The following is a 23,511-nucleotide window of genomic DNA, read 5'->3' as shown; positions in this document are numbered from 1 at the left end:
CTTCAACACTCCCAGCCATTTTTCAGTCCTTCATTATCCATCCGGGTTAACCGGATCCGTAAATAACTTAATAATGAACATCTGTGAAGTGTTCAAGCTGTGATATTAGCACTTCACGATTTAAACCGTTCAAATCTATGGATTTTTATTATAAGGAACAATATTGTTCTTTAAGACCTATTGTAAAAATTATAGTGACCATGAAACTTACGACATTGGTCATCCTATTAGGCATGTTGCAGGTCAATGCCGAGAGCTACGGACAAATCGTTACGTTAACCAAGAACAATGCGCTATTAACTGATATATTTCAGGAAATCCGTAAGCAAACCAATTATGATTTTGTTTACAGCGACCGGATGATGGAAATAGCTGTACCTGTAACCGTTAATATTAGAAATTTAGAGTTAGAGGAAGCACTGGCTAAGGTTTTCTCCGATCAACCGCTTACGTATGTTGTTGACAGGGAGATGATTATCGTTCGGATGAAAGCAGCACCACGGTCGGCATTACCGGTTAAAGCGGCTGCCAGCACGCTGTCTCAGGAAAGGGTTGTGCGTGGAAAAGTAACAAATAACACTGGGGAGCCACTTTCCGGTGTTACGGTTATGGTTGGTAATACGACTACGGGGACCAAGACCGATGATTCCGGTAATTATTCCATACAAATTCCAGGCAGTAATGCTGTGCTTCATTTCTCGTACCTGGGTTATGCATCCCAAGAGCAAGCCGTCAATCAACGCCAAACCATCGATGTGGTTTTGCAGGGCGAGAGCTCCGAATTGAGCGAGATCGTGGTGACGGCCCTCGGTATTAAGCGAGAAGCAAGGTCACTTAGCTACTCGTCACAGACGATCGGAGCCGAACAGCTCAATGAGGCCAAGGAAACCAACTTGATTAACTCCCTGCAGGGAAAGGTTGCTGGCGTAACCATCACAAAAAACGCAACTGGTCCTGGAAGTTCATCGAAAGTTCTGTTACGCGGTAATCGATCAATTTTCGGCAACAATCAACCATTATATGTCATAGATGGGGTTCCCATGGACAATACCAGCCGCGAACAAGGAACAGGCGGCACCCATGGCGGACGTGATGGCGGTGATGGGATAGGAATGCTGAACAGCGACGATATTGAGTCGATGACGGTGCTGAAAGGCGCCTCTGCTGCTGCACTTTATGGCAGTCAGGGACAAAACGGTGCGATCATCATCACAACCAAACGGGGGAAAGTTGGACGGATTACGGTCGATTATACCGGGAATTTTTCAGTTGACCAACCTTTTATTCTACCAGAAGTGCAAGCTGAATATGGCCAGGGAGCAGGAGGTGAATTTAATGCAAATTCAGAGACGAGTTGGGGTCCTAAAGCAACCGGTCAACTGGTTACATTATGGAACGGCAACGAAGTGCCCCTTAAAGGCCAACCAAACAGGATTAAAGATTTTTACAGGAGTGCAACAAGTTTAAGCAACTCTCTTGGAATAAGCGGAGGAAGTGAGAACATGCAAACTTATTTTTCATATGGTCACAATAAGGCACAGGGGATTTTGCGAAACCATGAACTAAATCGCCATAATTTTGATCTGAAGATTGACAATCAAATCTCCTCAAAGCTTTCGTTTTTTTCCAAGCTCACCTATATAATCGAGAATGTGGACAATAAGCCGTTCACCGGAGAGCGAAACGATGCAACGGGAAGCATATATCACGCGCCCGCATCCATTCCACTAAGTGAAATGCAGCAATTCGAATACTTTGATGAGCTTGGTAACCGCAAACAGAGCTACTGGCGACCCGGATCAATATACCTCTCCAATCCATATTGGAAAATGAACAGGCAACTCTTTTTTGAACAGAAACGCCGGATTTTGGGATTGATTAGTGCAAAGTACCAATTTACCGACTGGTTGGATTTGCAGCTGAGGGGAAGTATTGATCGGACGGACGAAAATACGGAAGAAAAGATGTATGAGGATTCGTATGAGCTGTCTGGTAACGGAAACGTTTACAATTTATATGCAGGCAATCGTAATGCTTCAAATTTAGATGCATTGCTGTCTTTCCGGAAGGATTTCACCAACAACATTAAGCTAAGCGGATTCCTTGGCGGAGCTATCCAGGAAACAAAATACGAATCTGTTTTGACAGTTGCTAACGGACTGAACAAGCTCGATTACTTTTTTATGAGTAATGCAAAGAATCCCAGGACAACAAACCGATATGGTCGGACTCCACAGGTTCAGTCCGTTTATGCTGCGGCTACGCTTTCCTATCAAGATTATCTATTTTTAGATATCACCGCGCGTAATGATTGGTCTTCCGCGCTTCCGAAAGAAAATCAGTCCTATTTTTATCCGTCCATCGGTTTGACTTCGATTCTAACGGATATTTTTAATTTTCCTTCATGGGTTTCGTATGGTAAAGTCAGACTCACATATGCAAATGCAGGTTATGGCGGACAGCAATATCTCACCGCGAATTATTTCACGGTTGGCGCTGGCGGAGTGATAAACACACCGTCTACCCGGTCGCTGGGAGATTATAAGCCTGAACTCACCTCTTCCTACGAAGCAGGGCTGGACTGGCGGTTTTTCCAGAATCGACTTGGTATTGATGCAACGTATTATTTAAGCCAAACGAAAAACCAGTTAATTTCATTGGCAGTTCCGAACGCGACACTGTATAGCGCCCAGTACATAAACGCAGGCTTAATACAAAATAGTGGCGTGGAGCTCATGTTAAGCGGTACTCCTGTTCAGACATCGGCATTTTCCTGGGACATTATGGTTAATTTCTCAAAAAATGTCAATAAGGTTATTAGGTTGTCAGACAGGCTTAAGACAGCTGTATTAGGCGACGATAGGCAGGTGCTGGAAACCGTAGAAGAGGGAGAGAGTTATGGAAGAATGTATATGGCTGAATGGAAAAAGGATGAGCAGGGTAGAAGACTGGTGGATGTGAATGGCGTTCCTATCGTTACGGCTAAGACAGCTTATGCCGGTAATTACAATCCAAATTACTTACTTGGAGTTAATAATTCATTTCAGTACAAGGGGGTTTCCCTTAGTTTTCTGATAGACTATCGTAATGGCGGAACCGTAGTAGCCGGTACCCAGGCGGCAATGGATGCGAGCGGAAATTCCGCTAATTCGCTTTGGGGGCGTGAAGGTGGACTTGTATTGGATGCATACACCGAGGACGGACAACCAAATACGAAAAGCATAACAGCTGAGACCTATTGGCAATCCCTGGGAAATCGGACACCGGTTAAGGACTTCTACGCGTTTTCAGCAACCAATCTAAGAGTGCGTGAGATCGTCTTAGGCTATAGTCTGCCATATGGTATTATTGGAAATTCAAGATTTATCCGCGGAGCAAAAATATCCCTTGTTGGACGGAATCTATTCTTTATCAAGCGATATGCACCATACGATCCAGAAATTGCGACAGCAACTACAAATAGAGGCGGCTTAGAATATTCTTCGTTACCAACAACTCGGAATATCGGACTTAACTTAAAACTGTCTTTCTAAATTTTTTCGTGAATACAACCGAGTATTCATAATAAGCTTCGTAAAAGTTATCATTTGTTAACGGCTTAATTTAAAATACGATGAACTATAGCACATTGTTATATAACAAGAAAATAAGGCGGGTGTTCCTTTGCCTGATCAACCTCATCCTGTTAGTCTCCTGTACTAAAAATTTTGAAGAAATTAATACGGACCCAGCAGGACTAAAGGACCTGAGTTCGCCTGACCTCCGGAGTTTATTCCCCGGGGCGTTGGTATCCGGACTTGGTGTCAGTTATAACGAAACTACCATGATGCTGTTCGCCGGTGTATATTCCCAGCATTTTGCAGGAACCAACCCCGCCCAGGAATCTCATCGGTACGTTATCGTCCAGCGATGGATGGATATTTGGCCCGGAACGTACATTAATGTCATGCCGAAATTAATTAACATCATTGAGGCAACCAACGATGGCAGCGAGCCGACAATCAACGCCATCGCACGCATTTGGAAGGTGTATACCTTCCACCGGTTGACTGATTATTTCGGGCCAATTCCATATTCTAAGATCGGTCAGGATACCACGGTTGTCCATTATGACAGCCAAAGGGATATATATTATGATTTTTTTAAGGAACTGGATGAAGCTACTGCCGATTTACAAAACAATCTGACCAAGCCGTCGTTCGCAGACAAAGACTTGATTTTCGGCGGCGACAACTCCAAATGGCTCAAATTCGGCAATACCCTTCGGCTGCGGCTGGCCCTGCGGATTTCCAATGTCGAACCAGAAAAAGCAAAAGAAGAGGCTGAAAAAGCTGTAACAGGCGGTGTAATGACAGCGGTAGACGATGGCGCCTATTTTAAGACCTCGGCAAACTTCCCTAATGGGCTGAATGCTTTTATCGGCAGAAACGGTTCCCGTATGAGTGCAGCGATGGAAAGCCTGCTCAAAGGATATAACGACCCGCGGTTAGCCGTGTATTTCAGTCCGGCACCGGAAGACGGCCAATATCACGGTGTTCGTAACGGCATGACGGTTGCACAACAAAATATCCCGCAAAACAGTGTGAATGCCAATTCTACTGTAGGCCCGAAGTACTTGCCCGAAAACATGTATACCACACCACAGGTAGCAATGTATGCCTCTGAAGCCTACTTTCTACGGGCGGAGGGTGCACTAAACGGCTGGGCTATGGAAGGCAGCGCCCAGGAACTCTATGAAAAGGGAATCGAAACGTCCATGCGGGAACATGATATCGATGATGATGCGGTAATCACTTCCTACATTAACGGTACAAACTTACCGATTGCTCCAGAAAATTACTTCGAAACCCCGCCATTAACAGATATCCCGGTTAAGTTCGAAAGTAATGAAGAAAGACAGCGCGAGCAGATTGGAACACAGAAATGGTTGGCATTATATCCCGAGTCGCATGAGGCCTGGTCGGAAATCAGAAGATCAGGTTACCCGAAATTTTATCCATTAATGAGCTCACAAAATCCAGATATCGCGCCAGATCAAATGATCCGCAGGATTTCTTTTCTTGATAGAGAGATTATTGCGAATGGTCCCGCTGTGGAAGCCGCTGTCCCTTTATTGGGAGGAGGTCCAGATAATGTTGCCACGCGTTTGTGGTGGGATCAGTCGATGTCTAAGTAATCTTTCGATAAGTAACCGACATATCATACTATCGTGTGGCTTTATTAAGCTGCATCATACACCTTTTACAAAAAATACATCTTGTTTAATTTTGTAATTTTCTATAAATCAATTGTTTACTTGTATATCCACACCAAAATGACAAAAAGAGATTCGAATACGGTTAACCGGAATTCAACACCGGACGCGGCCGGTACCCAAGAAGAAAATCTTAGTGTTGGTGCCGCAGGCGAAAACGCAATAAAGCGGCGTCGGTTTCTGGAGTTGGGTTTGATGAGCCTTGCTGCAACGGGTATTCCACACACCGCCAAGCCGTCTGTAGATAGTCGTCACACGACGTCTGCAGGAAATCAATCAAGGGCGGTCAATGACCTGATGTCGAAGCAATCCGACAGTTTTGAAACTAAAATGGGTCAGCTAAAAAAAGCTTGGGAATCAGGTGATTACCGATTAGTTAGGTCCCTTGGAGATTCCATCCGGAATTCTGCTATCCAAGCCCAGGTCACCGATGGTGACATCGGAAAACCTGTGGTAGGCAGCACCGAATACGGGGAAGTTTCAGCACTTCCCCAAACATGGAAAGCGTGGGCGAACGGCTGGAAATACTATAAAGCCATTGGCGTAGCTGAATCGGCGGGCATCGCCCGAAAAGCCGAGCCCGTGGAGGCGCTGCTGGCATTCCCGGCAGACCAAGTCTCCAACCTGTTCCGGGAAATCCGCGTTGCAGCGATTACCAATGGCGAGCTGAAGGAGGTTACCTCGCAGGTATATGGCGTTGTGAGGCGTGGGGAAGAATACTTGTGCAACGTAATGTTTCTTGCGGATAATAACGGACGCGAAAAGCGGAAGTTCCTGGTGTTGTATGGCAATCCCGATGCAGAATTACCCAATTACCAAACTGACTTATCCGTAAAGGGCGAAGGATTCAAACTTGAAATTGAAAACCAATATTATATCGCCTATCTCTCCGAACAAACGGGGCAATTGGAACGGATGCTCCTCAAGCGGGAGCACGGCACCGAGCTATATGCCGGAGGCCCCGGCCACGGCGAAACTCCATGCATTGATTGGGCACATGATTATGTAACTGAAGACAATTTCATGAAAGCCCGGATCCAGTATTGGGGTACGTGCCCCGACTTCGAAATCGTAAAGGGCCCTATATGTACCATCGTCAGAAGATGGGGCTTTCCGTATTCCGCTCTTCATCCAATTTATACCCCTTCGCGGCTCTTAATAGACATCGAATACCGGTTTTATGCCGCTCAACCCTACTTCTACAAGATCGGCGACATGCGGGCAACAAAGGACTTTATTGCGACAGCGCTGCGGGACGACGAGTGGGTTTTTACCGGACAGCCTTTTAACGATAGCTTGTGGATCAGTACCGATGGAAAAGTCAATCTGGGAGAGATTGACGAAGCCAATAAATTCAATGTCGGTGGTTTCGGCTATTTCAATCGGGATACCAAAGACGCGTTTGTTGCTCTTTATCTCGAGCATACCGCAGCGGTTCTTCCCGAACCCTTACACACCGGCCACTCGATGCTTTATTACAATTGGCACGGAACCACCTGGTCCCGCTATCCATTAGAAAGGAACCAAAAAGTATCCGAAGGCGCCGTACTGCATCAGAAAAACGCCTATACCATCACGCCATTTACGGCGACAGAAGGGCCGGCACATATTGAAGTCCTTCGTAAGCAACTATTGGCCCAGATGGCCGTCACGGCCTCGGCTATCACCCCGGGCACTACCGCCGCAGCTGCCGGTACACGCTTAGCCCGCCCAGGAGAGGCTGCTGATAGTGAGGTTGACAAGGCCGCGTTGTGGTCGGCCTTACGGGACTGCAAGGACCAGCAGTTATACATTTCCGATGTCAATATTGTCGAGCTCGGGTACATCTACGACCTATCGGTCAACCGCGGTATCGTCAACGTACTGATGACCATGCCACACCGCGGGAGGCCGCTTTCGAGTTTTTTTGTCTGGGGTTCCAGCAGCGTACATCGCGCGGTATCCAAAACCATTGTCGAAGCACTCATGTCAATTTCCGGGGTCAACCGCGTGGTGGTTGAGCAAACCTGGTACCCGGAGTGGAATACCAATTTTATCACAGGGGAAGCCCGAAAAAAATTAGGCGTTTGACGCCATCCAACTCAAAATGATCATGATGAAAGCATATAACAACGAACATACCCCGGAGCAACAGTTACCACTGGCCGAGTCGACTCCAATGCAATTAAAGCGCAGAAAATTCCTTGGAATGGGCCTTTTGGGTTTTGCCGGACTCACGTTACCGAACATAGCAACGGCAGCAAACGAAAAGTCAACATTCGGGAAATCGGCGGCACGGCTGGCCGTGGCCAACCGGCAGAACGACAGTTTTGAAGAAAAAATTCAGCTGCTGAATCGTGCCCTTGAAGGAAAAGATTACCGGTTGGCGCGTGCCATTACCAATTCACTCCGCATTTCGGAGATCCAGGCCCAGCACGACGAGGAAGACCTTGGTAAACCGTTAGTCGCCGCAAGTGAGTACGGGTCTGTAGCCACACTTCCTGAAGCCTGGAAAACGTGGGCGCAAGGCTGGAACTATTATAAGGTGGTCAGCTTAACGGAAAAAGCAGGGATTACGCGGCGTGCAGAGCCGGTAGAAGTATTATTGAGTTTCCCCCACGCGCAGGTTGATTCCCTAACTCGGGAGCTCCGTATTGCCGAAGTGAAAGATGGCAAACTGACCGAAGTGATTTCACAGGTCCTTTGCGAAGTGCGCAGAGACGATGAGCGGATCTGCAAACTACTTTTCCTCGCAGACAGCGGCGGCCATGACAAGCGCACCTATTTGGTGTTTTATGGTAATCCCGATGCCGAATTGCCCAATTACCAAACCGACCTCAATGTATCTGGAGAGGGGTATGGCCTAGACATCGAAAACGAGTACTATAAAGCCATACTATCCCGGCAGACCGGGCAGCTTGCCAAGATGATCATCAAGCGGGAGCATTGGCTGGAGATTTATTCCGGGGGGCAAGGGCATGGGGAGCCCGCGGGAATTGACTGGGCTCATGACTATGTTTCCGAAGACGGATTCCAGAAAATGCGGATATCACTTTGGGACGAATGTCCCGATTTCGAAGTCGTCAAAGGGCCGATCTGTACCATTGTCCGTCGTTGGGGATTCCCATATTCCCCCGTACATCCGATTTTCTCGCCCGCAAGACTACACGTCGATATCGAGTACAGGTTTTATGCCGGGCTTCCTTATTTCCACAAGCTTGGCCGGATGACAGCGGTGAAGGAGTTCGAGCCCGCAGCCCTGCGTGACGATGAATGGGTAATCACCGGTCAGTCGTTTACCGACATCATGTGGATGGGCCCAGACGGCAAGCTGAAAATCGGCGAGGTCCCGGCCGAGCAGGGGAACGACCTTTGGGGCATCGGCTTTTTCAACCAGGATACCAAAGATTCATTCATGGGGCTGTTTCTCGAACATGCAGCGGAGGGGCTACCCGAATTGAGCCATAACGGGTCGCCGCAGCTGTACTACAAATGGCACGGCCAGATTTGGAGCCGCTATCCGGTTCCAAAAACCGTGAAGACAATCCCCAAGGGCGCGGTATTGCGCCAAAAAAATGCCTATGCCGTCATCCCGTTTGATATGGAGACCGGTCCAGCCACCCTTGAAGAAATGCGCCGTGAGCTACGCAATCCGCTCACTGCTACCCGGGGCGAATTGCCGGCAGCCACCGGCAGCACCGGCGCAACGCCGGCGCGTCTGGCGCGCAAGTCGGAAGGCGGAGACAGTCCGGTCGATAAACGATTGCTGTGGGAAGCGTTACAGCAAGTTAAAGACCCCCAACTTTATAAGTCTGATATCAGCGTCGTAGACCTCGGCTTTGTATACGACATTGCCGTCCGGGGCGGGGTTGTAAAAGTGGTGTTTGCCATGCCCCACCGCGGCCGACCGCTCGGCGAATACTTTATGTACAGCTCCAACGTCGTGCACAGTACGCTTTCAAAGACAATTCCCGAAGCACTATACGCCGTTCCGGGTGTGCGCAAAGTCATCATGGAGCAAACCTGGTATCCCGGATGGAACTCGAATCGGCTCACCGATGTCGGGCGCAAGAAATTGGGCCTTGCCTAATCAAGCGGACGTGTAACTAATTCAGAAACAATGCAAACCAAAAAAATAAAAAACTACCGTTGGCTCGTACTTACCTTCCTCGTTTTGGCCACCACCTTCAACTACTTGGACCGACAGATCCTGGGACTATTGAAACCGGTACTTGAACACGAATTTACCTGGACAGAAACCGACTTTGCCTATATGGTTATGGCTTTTACCGGTGCATACGCCGTGGGCCTGGTATCCTGGGGTTGGCTGATCGACCGGATAGGGGCAAAGACCGGATATTGCATCGCCGTTTCCACATGGAGTATCATGAGTATGGTTCATGCGGCAGCGCGAAGTGCGTTAGGCTTTGGACTTGCACGGATCGGGTTAGGGCTGACAGAAGCCGGGAATGTGCCTGCGGGTATGAAAACGATTGCAGAGTGGTTTCCCAAAAAGGAACGTGCTTTCGCCACCGGCTTATTTAACGCAGGAACCAGCGCAGGCATTATCATCGCCTTACTGCTCGTCCCCCTAATCCTGAATACATTCGGATGGCATGAAGTTTTCATCATAACCGGCATGTTCGGATTTATCTGGCTTCTTGGCTGGTTAATAATTTACGATACCCCGGCAAAATCCAAACGATTGACGCAGGAGGAATACACATACATCCACGAAGATCAGCAGCCCGGCTCCAAGCCATTAGCATCAGCAGCAACCGTCAAAATTAAATGGTTTAAATTATTTTCGTTTCCACAGACCTGGGCGTTTATCACGGGCAAAATCCTGCTCGATCCCATCTATTGGTTTTTCATGTTCTGGCTGCCGTCTTATTTCGCTTTCAGCTTCGATCTGAACATGAAGGAGCTCAGCCCGGAACTGATGGTGATCTACACAATGACGGTAGTGGGTAGTGTAGGGGGCGGTTATTTTTCTTCCTGGTTGATCCAGCGGGGTTGGCCAACGCTAAAAGCACGGAAATTCGCACTCCTTCTTTTTGCCGTACTGGAACTTACGGTGCTGCTAGCCCAATATGCCACCAATGCATGGATGATTGTGGGTATATTGAGTTTCACCCTGGCCATTCACCAAGCCTGGAGCACGAATATCTTTACACTGGTAGTGGATCTCTTCCCCAAGCAGGCCGTTAGCTCGGTGACCGGCATAGGCGCAATGTCAGGTGCCGTCGGGGGCATGCTGTTTCCGTTGTTTGTAGGTTATATACTCGATCGGTACAAGCTGAGTGGTCACCTTGCAGACGGCTACAACCTGCTGTTCCTGATCTGCGGATTTACCTACCTGTTTGCCTGGTGCATTATCCATCTGTTAACCAGAAAATCACAGGTGGTGGCGCTAAGCGATATTACCAGCACACCAGACGTTACACATCAAAATACATAAAGCTATGAATACAACATTTAGTGGTCAGGTTGGCATAGTGACCGGCGCTGCATCCGGACTTGGTGCGGCCATCGCCGCCAAATTAGCTGGAGCGGGCGTCAAACTCGCGCTGTTGGACAGGGACGCGCAAGGCCTTGCGGAGATCCACGGCAAGCTCCAGTCGGATAGCCAATCCTATGTGATTGATATTACCGACGAAAAGCAGGTGTCCGAATGTATCGACACCGTTGTGGCACAGTATCAGGCTATTGATATCCTGGTTAACTGTGCCGGCATCACCGGTCAGACCAATATAAAAAGCCATGAAGTTTCCACGGACGATATGCAGCGCGTATTTGACGTGAATTTCAAGGGATCATTCCTGCTCTCCAAGTACGTTCTTCCTGTGATGCTTCGTGGGCATTATGGCCGTATCCTGCATATTGCATCGATTTCAGGGAAAGAAGGCAACGCCGGAATGTTAGCGTATTCGGCCTCCAAATCCGCTGTAATCGGGATGGCCAAAGTACAGGGTAAAGAATACGCCGGTACCGGCATAACAGTGAATGCCCTGGCACCTGCGGTTATCCAGACCGCGATGGTCGAGGCGTTGCCGGAAGAACAAGTGAAGTATATGACCGATAAAATCCCGATGAAGCGCTGCGGTAGCCTGGAAGAGGCGGCAGATATGGCGGCATTTATCGTGTCGCCCCAATGCAGTTTCACCACGGGCTTTACATTCGACCTTTCCGGAGGGCGGGCTACGTATTAATCACACACATTTATTAACCTGATTATGAAACTATTTCGATACGGTGATTGGGGCAAGGAGCGCCCCGGGGCTTTTGTAAACGGTGAATTGACAGATGTCTTTGCTTTCGGAGAAGACTATACCGAGCAATTTTTTGAAACCAATGGCTTACAGCGGCTGCGCGCGTTTATCAATGCCAACCCGCGGCTACTTAAGCCGGTACCACAGGGCGTGCGCCTTGGCGCTCCCGTATGCCGTCCCTCCAAACTTATTTGCATTGGGTTGAACTACGTCGACCACGCGATCGAAACCAACCTACCCATTCCCGAAGAGCCGGTGGTTTTCTTCAAATCCACCACGGCTATATGCGGACCAAACGACGACGTGATGTTGCCCCGTGGCAGTACAAAGACCGACTGGGAAGTCGAACTCGCCGTGGCAATTGGCAAACGGGCGCGTTACATTGATGAGTCAGACGCCCTGGACCATGTCGCCGGTTACCTGTTGCACAACGACTACAGCGAGCGCGCATTCCAGCTCGAACACGGGGGACAGTGGGTAAAAGGTAAAAGCTGCGACACATTTGCCCCGCTGGGTCCCTATTTGGTAACACCAGACGAACTCGGCGATGTGCATAACCTTGCGATGTGGCTTTCGGTCAACGGTAAGACGATACAGGAAAGCAATACGTCCCAGCTCATCTTCCGGATTCCCCGGATCATTTCCTATTTGAGCCGTTTTATGACCTTACTCCCCGGCGACATCATTTCCACCGGTACACCAAGCGGCGTGGGAATGGGGTTAAATCCACCAACATTTTTAAAGCCGGGTGACCGGGTTGAATTAGGCATCGACGGGTTGGGGTCATCCGGTCAAAACATTGTTCCGTTCTCAACGAATTACATTTTATAACCCACTATTTTCCAATTAGCAATAAAAGACATGAAAAAAAAAGAAAAAATTATCCACCCTGAACGCACTTCCGTCAACGACAGGATATGGCCGTTTTCCGATGCCGTGACTGTCGACGGCTGGCTTTATATCAGCGGACAGGGACCGGTGGATTTCTCAACCGGAGCGTTTTTATTAGGCAGTATTGAAGACGAAACCCACCGTACACTGCATAATATTTCCTGTCTCGTACAGGCAGCCGGCGGCACCATGGAAGACATCGTGAAATGCAACGTATATTTAGCAGACATCAATGACTGGCAAAAATTCAGCGACGTCTACACGACTTACTTCCCAAGTACTAAACCTGCCCGTACCACCGTACAATCGGGCCTGGGCTTCGGTATAAAGATAGAAATAGATGCTGTCGCAAAAATTCCAACGACTTAAATTCAAACGATATGTTTTGGGACCAACTGACATCCACCAGGCTTTCCGAACTGGATAGGCGGATTCCTGTACTGTTAAATATTGCAGCAACCGAGCAACATGGCTCGCATCTCCCCGTCGCCACCGACAGGCTTATTGGGGAGCATTTTTCGACATTGCTGAATCAGCAATTGGCAGCCAAGGTGTTGATATTGCCCGCGCTTGCCATCGGCTGCTCTGACCACCATATGGAGTTCAGCGGAACATTAACGCTCAGCCACAGTACCTTCGCTGCGGTTGTCAAAGAAGTCATATCCGCCGTACACCACCACGGTTTTTTTAAAGTGATATTGCTTAACAGCCACGGGGGAAATCAGGGCATCATGCAGGTGATCGTAGAAGAATTGGGTTATGCGAACCCAGGCCTGCATATCGTGGGAGCAACCTGGTGGAACCTAGCCAAGGGAGAATTGCAGGGTATCACCGAAACAGGGCCCGGCGGAACAGGCCATGCGTGTGAGTTTGAAACGTCGCTCATCGAAGTGATAGCTCCGCAACTGATAGACCGATTGCAAATCAAAAAAGGGGCAAACGAAGCCACGTTCCAATGGGCGGAGGGCGATATGCTGTATGGCGCAAAGGCTTCCTATTACCGTTCGATGAAAACCATGACGCCCAACGGTGTCTACGGCGATCCGACATTTGCCTCGGCAGAAAAGGGAATCCGGATCCAGGAACGTGTGGTCGCGGCGTTGAGCCAACTCGTGCTGGACCTCTACTCCATCGAAGGGGTAACCAAATAGACGTTCCTTTAGTTAGCCAGTCTTCCAAAATGAGGTCGGCATGTGGACCGGTTTCGCCGTCCCGTGGCCGTCCTTTTTATGAAACGCATTCCATCATATTCATGTTTACATTAACAAACAAAAAGGCAGTCATTACCGGAGGTGTCAGTGGCATAGGGAAGGCCATTGCACTGCTGTTTGCAAATCGCGGAGCGGACACGCAACTGATCGACGTTGATCAGGCCGGTGCCCGTGTTGCTTCTGAGATCCGTGAAAAGGGGGGCAGTAGCGGTTTCCATTTATGTAACATCACTGATCACCGTGCCGTAGCGCAGGTCTTTACACATATTGGAAAACACGATATCCTGATCAACTGTGCGGGTGTCGCACACATCGGGAAAGCCGATACCACCGCACCGGCGGATTTTGCCCGTGTGATGGACGTCAATGTCACCGGCATGTATCATTGCCTTCACGCATCGATCCCGTTGCTGCGGGCGAACGGCGGGGGCGTCATCCTCAATCTGGCCTCCATCGCTTCGTGGGTGGGTTTGGCCGACCGGTTTGCATATTCCGCTGCCAAGGGGGCCGTAGCGGCAATGACCCTTTCTGTTGCGCGGGACTACCTTGACGCCAATATCCGATGCAACTCTATTTCACCGGCGCGGGTCCACACCCCGTTTGTAGACGGTTTTTTGGCCAAGCATTACCCCGGTAGCGAGCTAGAGATGTTTGAAAAGCTGTCACATACGCAGCCTATCGGCCGCATGGGGCGTCCGGATGAGGTTGCTGCCCTTGCCCTCTACCTATGCAGTGACGAGGCCTCATTCATTACAGGCTGCGATTATCCCATCGACGGAGGCTTCCTGAAGCTGAACACCTGATATATCATTAATTTAATTTACTTCAACAAACAACGCTTATGCAAAAAATATTTACAGTTGGTCTTAAACAAGTAGGCATCCGCGATATCGAGGAGGTAGGCGGCAAAAATGCCTCGCTGGGTGAGATGCTCCAGCACCTCACGCCGCTGGGGATACGGATTCCCGACGGATTTGTTATCACGGTAGCTGCTTACCGCGAATTCATTGCCAGCAATGCGCTGGAAACCAACGTCCGGCAAATCATCGATTCCATCGACTATGATAACCTGGAATCCCTTCGCCGTGGCGGGCTCCAGGTTCGGACGCTGATCAGAAACGGAAACATTCCCGAAGCGCTGAGCGAAGAAGTGGTTGCCGCTTACCGGGCTTTATCCGGTAACTACAACCAGGAATTTACGGATGTTGCAGTACGCTCTTCAGCTACGGCGGAGGATCTTCCGGATGCCTCGTTCGCGGGTCAGCAGGAGACGTATCTGAACGTACGGGGTCCGGTGGCACTTATGGATGCGGTCCGGAATTGTTTTGCCTCGCTGTTCACTGACCGTGCAATCAGCTACCGGCGTTCGTTCGGTTACGATGACTTTTCAATCGGGCTAAGCATCTGCGTCCAAAAGATGGTCAGGAGCGATCTGGGGGCCTCCGGCGTTTCATTCAGTCTGGATACGGAAAGCGGTTTTAGGGAAGCCGTTATCATCAACGGTTCCTACGGACTAGGCGAGATGATCGTACAGGGATCGGTATCCCCGGATGAATTCATAGTATTCAAGCCCACGCTACAGGCGGGTTTCAATGCCATCATTGAAAAGAAACTGGGGGTAAAAGATAAGATGATGGTGTACGGGGACAAGCCCGACGAGCGTGTCAGGATAATCCCGACAGAAAAAAGTTTCCAGCACCGGTTCTGCATCAATGACCAGATGGTCCATTTATTAGCCGAATGGGTCGTCAAAATAGAAACCTATTATTCCAGCCTCAAAGACCGGTGGACGCCGATGGATGTCGAATGGGCTGTGGACGGTTTAAGCGGGGATCTCTTCATCGTGCAGGCACGTCCGGAGACCATCCACTCGCGCCGGGACCATCATACCTTTACGGAATACGTGATCGCAGGAAGTCCAAAAGAAATCCTCGTCCGTGGCATCGCAGTAGGAGACCGGGTCGCCTCCGGGAAGGTTAATATCCTGTTTTCAATGGACAAGCGCGTAATTGACGGACATGAGTTTACCGCAGGAGATGTACTTGTGACCGATATGACCGATCCGGATTGGGAACCGATCATGAAGAAAGCTTCGGCCATTGTCACCAATAAAGGCGGGCGTACGTGCCATGCGGCCATCGTTGCCCGCGAGTTGGGAATTCCGGCTATTGTTGGTTGCGGCAATGCGACGGAAATCCTGGAGCAGGGTCTTACGGTTACGGCGAGTTGTGCCGAGGGCGAAACCGGATTTGTCTATGAAGGGGAGGTCGACTTCCAAAAAGTAGAATACGACCTGCGCGAACTGCCTGCTACCAGTATTCCGCTGATGCTCAATGTTGCCTCCCCATCGATGAGTTTCCGTTTTTCGCACCTCCCCTGCAACGGCGTGGGGCTTGCGAGGGAAGAATTTATCATTAATAACTATATACAGGTACATCCATTGGCCCTGCTGAACCACCGACGGCTGGATGATGCGGCGCTTACCTCTGAAATTGAAAAAAGAATTACCGGTTATCAGAATGAGCGGGATTTTTTTGTTAAAAAGCTGACCTATGGTATCGCCAAAATTGCCGCCGCGTTCTATCCAAAAAAAGTGATCGTCCGTTTCAGCGATTTCAAGACGAACGAGTACTACAACCTGCTTGGGGGTTCCTATTTTGAGCCTGTGGAGGAGAACCCGATGATTGGCTGGCGGGGTGCGAGCCGGTATTATTCTGAGGCTTATAAGCAGGCATTCGGACTGGAATGCGAAGCGATCCGGGCGGTCCGCGAGGAGCTGGGCCTTGCCAACGTTGCGGTGATGATCCCGTTCTGCCGCACGGCTGATGAACTGCTTAAAGTGATGGAAACAATGGACCGATTCGGTCTGGCACGTGGCAGGGAAGGACTTGAGCTGTATCTGATGGCCGAGGTGCCTTCAAACATCATCCTGGCTGATGAGTTTGCCAAACACATCGACGGGTTCTCGATCGGTTCAAATGACCTCACGCAGCTTACACTGGGTCTTGACCGTGATTCCGCCCTCGTGGCAGAACTTTACGACGAGCGCAACGAAGCCGTCAAGATAATGATATCGAACCTTATTGCATCAGCCAAGCGGAATAACGTAAAGGTAGGAATCTGCGGCCAGGGCCCGTCGGACTTTCCTGACTTCGCCCAGTTTTTGGTAGCGCAGGGGATAGACAGCATATCGGTTACACCCGATTCGCTGCTGAAGACCATCCGGGCGGTTTCTTCCATCGGACAGCAAAACGTAAAGCTATGAAAGAAGAACCATTCAATTACGACCGGCGTTATCCGTCAGTCGGCGATCTGAAGCGGAAAGCCCGCCGCCGTATTCCTAAATTCGCCTTTGACTACCTGGAGGGCGGCTGCAACGAAGAAGTGAACCTCCGGCGCAACGAGGCCGACTTGGAGAGCATCGAGCTGATGCCGCAGTATCTTAAGCGCTACGCGGGGATGACGATGCGGACGGAACTGTTCGGCCACGTCTATGACGCCCCGTTCGGCATCGCGCCGATCGGGCTGCAGGGGCTGATGTGGCCCAATGCGCCGGAAATACTGGCCGGTGCGGCGCTAAAACACAACATTCCGTATATCCTGAGTACAGTGTCCACGGGCAGCATCGAGCGGATTGCGGAAGTCTCCAGGGGGCGTGCCTGGTTCCAGCTCTACCACCCCACCGAAGACCGCCTGCGGGACTCGATCCTGGACCGCCTACAGGCGGTGGAATGCCCGGTACTGGTTGTGCTGGTGGATGTGCCCTCGTTCGGATTACGTTACCGGGAGATCCGTTCCGGGCTTTCCATGCCCCCCAAAATGACGTTTCGCAACGTTGTCCAGGCGGCAGTGCGCCCGGCATGGTGCATGGAAACACTCCGCGCGGGGATTCCGGAATTTGCCACGCTGAAGCCGTATATGGAGCGGCATATGGACATGGCGCAGCTCGGTCGGTTCATGAATATGACCTTCACCGGCCGGGTCGATGTTGATAAGATAGCCGCCATCCGCGAGCGTTGGAAGGGTAAGTTAGTGATCAAGGGAGTTGTAAGTGAAGCAGATGCCGAGCGTGCCATTGATCTTGGTGTCGACGGCATCATCGTTTCCAACCATGGCGGCCGGCAGGTCGATGCAGGGGAGTCGTCGGTTAAGTCACTGCTACGGTTATCCAGCACCTACGGCAAGCGGCTGCCTATCATGGTCGACGGAGGTATCCGCTCCGGCCCGGATATCGCCAGGGTGCTCGCCTGCGGTGCGCGGTTTGCTTTCATGGGCCGTCCGTTTATGTACGGTGTTGCCGCCCTCGGCCGGCGGGGGGGCGACCATACCATCGGAATGCTGAAGGCACAGTTCAGGCAGGTAATGGAGCAGCTGTGCTGCGAAAACGTTGCGGATTTGGCCGGAACACGGATACCGGCGCTGTAAGGTGTAGCAGGTTTGTCGACGTAATAATCAGGGACTAGCCGTTCTTTTCCAAGACGATTTTGTTACCGTCTTGGAAAAGAACGCTTATTAGTTGTCGAGATGGCTGTATCGCATCAAACCGTGAGTAGGGAATGTTCTTTTCAATCACGGCCTTTATTGTCGAGATAGTTTGCTCGATCGACTGATTTGCTGTGTCAATAAGATTGGATTCATAAGGCCCCAAATTGTCAAAATGCTCCCACATTTTTATACCAACTTACGTTATGCCTCCATACGCATTACCTTGCTCTGGATATCCTCGCTGGCTATAACCCCGAACTTACACATTCGGTACGTCCGAAAGCCGTTTCAAAATCACATTTCGCAAATGCACTTCGTTTTCATCACCCCATTGGCCGAGTTTAGCAATGATGGGAATCAACGTCTGGCCAAAATCGGTAAGGCTGTATTCTACCTTAGGCGGCAAAACCGGATAAATAACTTTAGCTACCAACTCATGCCCTTCCAATTCTTTCAACTGCATATTCAACACCCGGCGTGAAGCACCCGGAATTTTCCGCTGCAATTCACTCGGACGTTTGTGTCCCTCGTTGATAAACCACAGCAAACGGATCTTCCATTTGCCATAAAGCACTTCGCCGATTAAATCCAAGCCGCAATTGAGGCTTAATGGTATTTTTCGCTCATACATCGAACAAATGTAGCCCAATACCCCAAAATGCGCAATAGGGAAAAATTTATCCCTATGCAATTCGTTTTTCCGTACTTGCCACACCGGAATCTACTCGTCAATTTTGCATAAAATTATACAAATGGCACAGGTATTTAATTTCAATAATGAATTATCAGGTAAAATAACGTTGGTAACGGGCGGTACCAAAGGGGCAGGAAGCGCCATCGCCGAACGGTTAGTAAACGCAGGCGCAACCGTTATCATCGCCGCAAGGAATACACCCGAGCAGCCCAATGAAAAACTGCATTTTATTCCGGCAGATCTAAGTCAATCCGCCGGTACACAAAAGGTGGTTTCGCATGTTTTGCAAACATTTGGCCGGTTAGACATTTTGGTAAATAACCTGGGTTCGTCTCAAACGCAGGGAGGCGGCTTTACAACCCTAACGGACGAAGACTGGGAAATAAGCCTTCAAACGAACCTGCTGGCATCGGTTCGGTTAGATAGGGGTTTTTTACCACAAATGCTTGCCCGGCAGACTGGTGTTATCATTCACATCGCATCAATCCAAGGCCGCTTGCCCCTGTACGATTCCACATTGCCCTACGCCGCAGCTAAAGCAGGGTTGATCAATTATAGTAAAAATTTGGCAAACGAAGTTTCACCAAAAGGCGTCCGGGTGTTAACCGTTTCGCCGGGATGGATTCAAACAGACGGTGCGACCGGTATGATGAATGAAATTGCGGAACGAACAGGGGTTACCCTAGAAGAAGCCATCGCGCAGGTCATGAAAAGCCTGGGCGGAATACCGATTGGCAGACCGGCGCAACCCCAGGACGTTGCCGAACTGGTTGGTTTTTTGGTTTCGCCAAGAGCCAGTTATTTAACAGGCACAGAGTATGTCATTGACGGCGGAACAATTCCGACGATTTAAAATAAACTCCTTAAACACGATTAAATTCAGAGCTATGGAACTGCCAAAAGTGATAGCAAAATTAGTAAACGCACAAAATAGCTACAACAGTACCGCTTATGCAAGTTGTTTTGCTGAAACGGCCGTTGTAGTAGATGAGGGAAAGACATACAACGGGCGAAGGGAAATTGAATATTGGATCGCAGATGCCAACGAAAAATACAAAACCATTATGAAACCGGTCAACTTTGAAGAGAACGGGACAACCCTTATTTTGAAAGCATCGGTTTCAGGCACCTTTGACGGTAGCCCTGTTCTGTTGAACTACCATTTCGAGTTCACGGGTGAGCAAATACAGTCGTTGAAAATCACCGGGTAGGGGCACGCCCGATCGTATTGTGAAACCGCGATGCGACATTGTCTATTGACCTCCTTGCTGCCTGCATCCATCCGGAACGGAAGCGGTACTTCCCCGGAATATTCCTATTTTTGAACGAACAACAAATAAAGTTAACGATGAGTGGTCTAAAAGGAAAAAAAGCAATTGTAACCGGCGGAAGCCGCGGTTTGGGCAAAGCAGTAGCATTGGCCCTTGCCGCTGAGGGCGTTCATGTTGGTATTACCGGACAACATGAGGGAAACCTGCAAGCGGCGGTGTCGGAGCTTCGCGATCATGGCGTAGAGGCGCACTATGCGGCATTTGACGTAGCAAATGAGGCCGATGTGAACAGCGGCATCAATAAGCTGGCCGACGCATTGGGCGGCGTAGATATTTTAATCAACAATGCCGGAGTCGGGTTATTCGGTACCCTGACAGAGATGCCCTCGGCCGATTTTAAAAAAGTATTTGATATCAACTTTTACGGTGTGTATTACGTTGCCAAGGCCCTGTATCCGTACCTGAAAGCATCCGGACATGGAGATGTGGTAAACGTGGCCTCTACCGCCGGCCTGAAAGGCGGGGGCGGTATGTCTGCCTATGCCGCATCCAAAGCGGCGGTGATATCCCTTTCGCAGTCGATGATGGCCGAATGGCGTAAAGATGATATCCGCGTGATTACACTGACCCCGAGCACCATTGCTACCGATATGAGCATACAGCTCAAATTAACTGACGGCAATCCCGAAAAAGTGCTGCAACCCGAAGATTTTGCACAGTGGGTATTGGATATCCTGAAGATGAATCGCCGTGCGCTGATTGCCAATGGATCGATTTTCAGTACAAACCCGTAGCCTGGTTTTGTTGGCACAAGAAACAAAAGCCCGTTGTTCTTTGAGAAAAATCAGATCCTATACGCATAACACATTGATAAATAAAGCAATGGAAAAGGCATTGAACCCACAAGACATTACCGACTTATTTTTAAAATATATAAATTCCGGCGACTTAGAAAAATTGGTTTCCCTATATGAAGATGGCGCGGTGCTGGCAATTGGCGAAAACAACGTCGCGCAAGGTAAGGAAGCCATTACCAGCTTTTACGCAAAACTTTTAGCAAGTAATCCGAAATTTGAAAAAGGTGTACAGCGCCCACCACTTATAAACAAAGATATAGCACTCACCTCTTCCAGACTGATCAATGGAACTGTTACTGCAGAAATAGCCCGGAAACAGCCGGACGGAACCTGGAAGTGGCTTATAGACCAGCCGATAATAGCAGTTGAAAAATAGTATAGGCCACTTAAAAAGCAACGATGGAAATACTATTGGAAGAGAACGGTTCCAAAGGCGCTGCCACGGCGCAGGAAGACGGTAAACGTGCAGGGATGATGACCTATTCCATCGCCGGCACAGGGTTGATTATCATAGACCATACCGAAGTTGAGCCGGCGTACAACGGCAAAGGGGTGGGCAAGCAAATGCTATACAAAATCGTAGACATGGCCAGGGCGAAAAACATCAAGATCATTCCATTATGTCCGTTTGCGGCAAGCCTATTCAAAAAACTGGAAGATATTCAGGATGTATTGAAGACATAAACTACTGTCGTGGCTAAAGCAGCTTCAAACTACTACACCTTTGATACCAATATAAACCCTTTCATTAGGTAGATCAGATTACGGTATCCAGAAATTATCCCCCCCGGGGGACGATTGGTGATAAATTACACAAGAAACATCAATCCGCTTGGTGACCGTTAGCGATTATGTCTGGAACACACCTATACCCACGGTTCCGCTGTAAAACCAATGGGTTGCCATCGGGCACCAAGCCGCGGTTTATTCAGGGAAGCTTACAAGTCGGCATCAGCCCGTATCATTGATTCCATGAAAAGCGTATCGGGCAATTTAACCCTGAGGCAGTATGTAGATGGTGTTGAGTAACAGTATTTTATGTTGTTAAATTGCTTTTTGGCAAGCTTATTGTTTGATTTGTGAGGCATGAACATTCCAGTTTGCATATTAACAGATGCGCTTGCAAAATTACCTGTATCTCCAGAAAGGGGAACGGAATTCGAGGTATATTGCTATGGCGTTTTAAGTCTTACGGAAACGCATGCATACTTACTGAAGTTTGAGTGGAATCTGGATGTAAATGGCTGGGTGCTTAAAAGTATATCACATTAGGCCGACGATCATCAACTTAAATCCTCATCACTCGCAGGTATTCATTGATTTTGTGTAGGTCTCAGGTTTAGGTTTCGCCGTCAAACTGATGGCGCGCAGCCCTGCTTTGGCGAGGCGCCATTTTTTTTACCTCTTGCAATTTCGGATTTAGAAAATATCTTTGTAACCGAATTTGGTTCTCAGCAATATAGTTGAATTGTTGACGCCCCCGGATCTAAACCTCCGGGGGTTGTTGAATTTACTCTAAATCCAATCGCTTTCATCATGTCCCGCTGCTTTAGCGATTTCATTGTGATCTCCAACGCCTGAAATGGTACTGACCATCGTCATTTCAGGTTTAGTATGCTAAACCAACTGCCATAGGGGGGGCGAGGTTTTATTCAGGGATCATCTTATATCACGTAGGTATGAATATCATTGCTTTTGAATAGAAATTCCTCAAGTGTTCGGATGTCTTTCTGCCGAACGTGCACTTCAATGTCAATGATTAACTCATTATTGTCATTCCTTTCGGTTTTAACCACGTTTTGATAGATGGTATACTTTTTAATCCGGTCAATGATGTCAAACCTTTTCTCGGCCTTTTCCGCGTTAAGTGTAATTCTAAGCGCTTTTGTACTGTTATTGGGTATTACCAGGTTACCAACCAATCGTGTTACGTGGACAATAATCACCGTTGTTATCAAAAAGATACCCCCAATGTAGAATTCGCCGAACCCAATGGCCATGCCTATCGCTGCCGACACCCAAATTATCCCTGCCGTGGTAAGCCCATGGATGGTAAATCCTTCTTTGAAAATTACGCCAGCGCCCAGAAACCCTATCCCACTTATAATTCCTGCAGCAATAGAAAAGCTATCGCCCTTTCCGCTGTAGTTCTGTGATAGGATAGCAAACAATGCCGACCCAACGGTAATGATTGTGATTGTTTTCAAGCCCGCTGACTTGTCTTTGCTTTCACGCTCGTACCCCAATATCACACCCGCAACTATTGAGGTGGCCGCTTTCCATATATCTGTTTGCTGAAAGTGCTGGTTTAATTCTTCCATAACTGTTTACCTTCGATTATCAAATCAAAATCTTCCGAAGAAATTCCGCCCGGTATTTATTAACAACCCAGTACTCACCCAATAAATGCTACATTAATGTAACAGTTTACCCCTTCGGTTGTTTTGCCCATATTATTAGTTGTGGTATTGGGCTTACCGGTAACCGAGAAACGATTTGGAAGCTCACCTCAGTTAAAATGGAAGAAGTACAGCCAGTGGATGAAGGTTCAATTTTATCGATCGCTCATTGCCGCTGAAGCCTAAACGCAGCCAAAA

General features: G+C 48.9%; 19 protein-coding genes. 17 read left to right on the top strand and 2 right to left on the bottom strand.

Translation table 11 applies throughout. The annotated features are described in order from the left end of the window. Nucleotides 1-137 precede the first annotated feature (137 nt). The 12 genes from ABWO75_RS06810 to ABWO75_RS06755 all read left to right on the top strand — a co-directional run bounded on the left by ABWO75_RS06810 (nt 138) and on the right by ABWO75_RS06755 (nt 18,032). A complete protein-coding gene (locus ABWO75_RS06810; RefSeq protein WP_353183891.1) occupies nt 138-3,533 on the top strand; it encodes a SusC/RagA family TonB-linked outer membrane protein in 3,396 nt (1,131 codons plus the stop codon). 80 nt (nt 3,534-3,613) lie between these two features. Then, nucleotides 3,614-5,176, top strand: coding sequence for a SusD/RagB family nutrient-binding outer membrane lipoprotein (locus tag ABWO75_RS06805; RefSeq protein WP_353183889.1), 1,563 nt, complete (start codon nt 3,614-3,616; stop codon nt 5,174-5,176). Nucleotides 5,177-5,314: 138 nt separating this feature from the next. Then, nucleotides 5,315-7,324 carry a metal-sulfur cluster assembly factor gene (locus ABWO75_RS06800; protein WP_353183887.1) on the top strand — a complete coding sequence of 670 codons (2,010 nt, stop codon included), beginning with the start codon at nt 5,315-5,317 and terminating at the stop codon, nt 7,322-7,324. 22 nt (nt 7,325-7,346) lie between these two features. Next, nucleotides 7,347-9,323: a metal-sulfur cluster assembly factor gene (locus ABWO75_RS06795; RefSeq protein WP_353183885.1), complete on the top strand. Its 1,977-nt coding sequence runs from the start codon at nt 7,347-7,349 to the stop codon at nt 9,321-9,323. 30 nt (nt 9,324-9,353) lie between these two features. Further along, the gene (locus tag ABWO75_RS06790; RefSeq protein WP_353183881.1) at nt 9,354-10,694 is read left to right on the top strand and encodes an MFS transporter; all 1,341 of its coding nucleotides are present in this window, start codon (nt 9,354-9,356) and stop codon (nt 10,692-10,694) included. Nucleotides 10,695-10,698: 4 nt separating this feature from the next. Next, entirely contained in the window at nt 10,699-11,445 is a 747-nt protein-coding gene (locus ABWO75_RS06785; protein ID WP_353183878.1) for an SDR family NAD(P)-dependent oxidoreductase, read from the top strand. Nucleotides 11,446-11,469: 24 nt separating this feature from the next. After that, nucleotides 11,470-12,336 carry a fumarylacetoacetate hydrolase family protein gene (locus ABWO75_RS06780; RefSeq protein WP_353183876.1) on the top strand — a complete coding sequence of 289 codons (867 nt, stop codon included), beginning with the start codon at nt 11,470-11,472 and terminating at the stop codon, nt 12,334-12,336. Between the two features lie 30 nt (nt 12,337-12,366). Continuing rightward, entirely contained in the window at nt 12,367-12,765 is a 399-nt protein-coding gene (locus ABWO75_RS06775) for a RidA family protein (protein ID WP_353183874.1), read from the top strand. A gap of 11 nt (nt 12,766-12,776) precedes the next feature. Continuing rightward, entirely contained in the window at nt 12,777-13,547 is a 771-nt protein-coding gene (locus ABWO75_RS06770; RefSeq protein WP_353183873.1) for a creatininase family protein, read from the top strand. Between the two features lie 101 nt (nt 13,548-13,648). Continuing rightward, nucleotides 13,649-14,410 (top strand): SDR family NAD(P)-dependent oxidoreductase, encoded by a 762-nt coding sequence (locus ABWO75_RS06765; protein ID WP_353183871.1) that lies wholly within the window; start codon nt 13,649-13,651, stop codon nt 14,408-14,410. 38 nt (nt 14,411-14,448) lie between these two features. Continuing rightward, on the top strand, nt 14,449-16,872 hold the full coding sequence (gene ppsA / locus ABWO75_RS06760; RefSeq protein WP_353183869.1) for a phosphoenolpyruvate synthase: 2,424 nt from the start codon (nt 14,449-14,451) through the stop codon (nt 16,870-16,872). Continuing rightward, nucleotides 16,869-18,032: an alpha-hydroxy acid oxidase gene (locus ABWO75_RS06755; protein WP_353183867.1), complete on the top strand. Its 1,164-nt coding sequence runs from the start codon at nt 16,869-16,871 to the stop codon at nt 18,030-18,032. Before ppsA ends, ABWO75_RS06755 begins: the two co-directional genes overlap by 4 nt. A 319-nt stretch (nt 18,033-18,351) precedes the next feature. On the opposite strand, the gene ABWO75_RS06750 is transcribed toward ABWO75_RS06755, so the two are convergent. After that, nucleotides 18,352-18,723: a winged helix-turn-helix transcriptional regulator gene (locus ABWO75_RS06750; RefSeq protein WP_353183865.1), complete on the bottom strand. Its 372-nt coding sequence runs from the start codon at nt 18,721-18,723 to the stop codon at nt 18,352-18,354. A gap of 121 nt (nt 18,724-18,844) precedes the next feature. Between ABWO75_RS06750 and ABWO75_RS06745 the strand changes: the two genes are divergently transcribed. The 5 genes from ABWO75_RS06745 (at nt 18,845) to ABWO75_RS06725 (ending at nt 21,598) form a co-directional block, all read left to right on the top strand. Continuing rightward, a complete protein-coding gene (locus ABWO75_RS06745) occupies nt 18,845-19,639 on the top strand; it encodes an SDR family oxidoreductase (protein ID WP_353183863.1) in 795 nt (264 codons plus the stop codon). 34 nt (nt 19,640-19,673) lie between these two features. After that, nucleotides 19,674-19,997, top strand: coding sequence for a nuclear transport factor 2-like protein (locus ABWO75_RS06740; RefSeq protein WP_353183861.1), 324 nt, complete (start codon nt 19,674-19,676; stop codon nt 19,995-19,997). Between the two features lie 137 nt (nt 19,998-20,134). Next, nucleotides 20,135-20,851: a 3-ketoacyl-ACP reductase gene (locus tag ABWO75_RS06735; RefSeq protein WP_353183859.1), complete on the top strand. Its 717-nt coding sequence runs from the start codon at nt 20,135-20,137 to the stop codon at nt 20,849-20,851. An 88-nt stretch (nt 20,852-20,939) separates the two neighbouring features. Beyond that, a complete protein-coding gene (locus tag ABWO75_RS06730) occupies nt 20,940-21,290 on the top strand; it encodes a YybH family protein (protein WP_353183857.1) in 351 nt (116 codons plus the stop codon). A 23-nt stretch (nt 21,291-21,313) separates the two neighbouring features. Further along, nucleotides 21,314-21,598 carry a GNAT family N-acetyltransferase gene (locus ABWO75_RS06725; protein ID WP_353183855.1) on the top strand — a complete coding sequence of 95 codons (285 nt, stop codon included), beginning with the start codon at nt 21,314-21,316 and terminating at the stop codon, nt 21,596-21,598. Nucleotides 21,599-22,578: 980 nt separating this feature from the next. Here the strand turns inward: ABWO75_RS06725 and ABWO75_RS06720 are convergent. Continuing rightward, nucleotides 22,579-23,235: an MgtC/SapB family protein gene (locus tag ABWO75_RS06720; protein WP_353183853.1), complete on the bottom strand. Its 657-nt coding sequence runs from the start codon at nt 23,233-23,235 to the stop codon at nt 22,579-22,581. Nucleotides 23,236-23,511: the final 276 nt, after the last annotated feature.

This window comes from Parapedobacter lycopersici, from assembly GCF_040395035.1.
GTDB lineage: Bacteria > Bacteroidota > Bacteroidia > Sphingobacteriales > Sphingobacteriaceae > Parapedobacter > Parapedobacter lycopersici_A.
This window is presented reverse-complemented; position numbering and strand designations above follow the sequence as displayed.

What these genes read in the sequence shown, in the direction of transcription:
- ABWO75_RS06770 (WP_353183873.1), top strand. Translation starts at nt 12,777, where the DNA reads ATGTTTTGGGACCAACTGACATCCACCAGGCTTTCCGAACTGGATAGG.
- ABWO75_RS06765 (WP_353183871.1), top strand. Translation starts at nt 13,649, where the DNA reads ATGTTTACATTAACAAACAAAAAGGCAGTCATTACCGGAGGTGTCAGT.
- ABWO75_RS06745 (WP_353183863.1), top strand. Translation starts at nt 18,845, where the DNA reads ATGGCACAGGTATTTAATTTCAATAATGAATTATCAGGTAAAATAACG.
- ABWO75_RS06725 (WP_353183855.1), top strand. Translation starts at nt 21,314, where the DNA reads ATGGAAATACTATTGGAAGAGAACGGTTCCAAAGGCGCTGCCACGGCG.
- ABWO75_RS06735 (WP_353183859.1), top strand. Translation starts at nt 20,135, where the DNA reads ATGAGTGGTCTAAAAGGAAAAAAAGCAATTGTAACCGGCGGAAGCCGC.
- ABWO75_RS06795 (WP_353183885.1), top strand. Translation starts at nt 7,347, where the DNA reads ATGATGAAAGCATATAACAACGAACATACCCCGGAGCAACAGTTACCA.
- ABWO75_RS06730 (WP_353183857.1), top strand. Translation starts at nt 20,940, where the DNA reads ATGGAAAAGGCATTGAACCCACAAGACATTACCGACTTATTTTTAAAA.
- ABWO75_RS06775 (WP_353183874.1), top strand. Translation starts at nt 12,367, where the DNA reads ATGAAAAAAAAAGAAAAAATTATCCACCCTGAACGCACTTCCGTCAAC.
- ABWO75_RS06720 (WP_353183853.1), bottom strand. Translation starts at nt 23,235, where the DNA reads ATGGAAGAATTAAACCAGCACTTTCAGCAAACAGATATATGGAAAGCG.
- ABWO75_RS06755 (WP_353183867.1), top strand. Translation starts at nt 16,869, where the DNA reads ATGAAAGAAGAACCATTCAATTACGACCGGCGTTATCCGTCAGTCGGC.
- ABWO75_RS06800 (WP_353183887.1), top strand. Translation starts at nt 5,315, where the DNA reads ATGACAAAAAGAGATTCGAATACGGTTAACCGGAATTCAACACCGGAC.
- ABWO75_RS06790 (WP_353183881.1), top strand. Translation starts at nt 9,354, where the DNA reads ATGCAAACCAAAAAAATAAAAAACTACCGTTGGCTCGTACTTACCTTC.
- ABWO75_RS06810 (WP_353183891.1), top strand. Translation starts at nt 138, where the DNA reads ATGGATTTTTATTATAAGGAACAATATTGTTCTTTAAGACCTATTGTA.
- ppsA (WP_353183869.1), top strand. Translation starts at nt 14,449, where the DNA reads ATGCAAAAAATATTTACAGTTGGTCTTAAACAAGTAGGCATCCGCGAT.
- ABWO75_RS06805 (WP_353183889.1), top strand. Translation starts at nt 3,614, where the DNA reads ATGAACTATAGCACATTGTTATATAACAAGAAAATAAGGCGGGTGTTC.
- ABWO75_RS06785 (WP_353183878.1), top strand. Translation starts at nt 10,699, where the DNA reads ATGAATACAACATTTAGTGGTCAGGTTGGCATAGTGACCGGCGCTGCA.
- ABWO75_RS06740 (WP_353183861.1), top strand. Translation starts at nt 19,674, where the DNA reads ATGGAACTGCCAAAAGTGATAGCAAAATTAGTAAACGCACAAAATAGC.
- ABWO75_RS06750 (WP_353183865.1), bottom strand. Translation starts at nt 18,723, where the DNA reads ATGTATGAGCGAAAAATACCATTAAGCCTCAATTGCGGCTTGGATTTA.
- ABWO75_RS06780 (WP_353183876.1), top strand. Translation starts at nt 11,470, where the DNA reads ATGAAACTATTTCGATACGGTGATTGGGGCAAGGAGCGCCCCGGGGCT.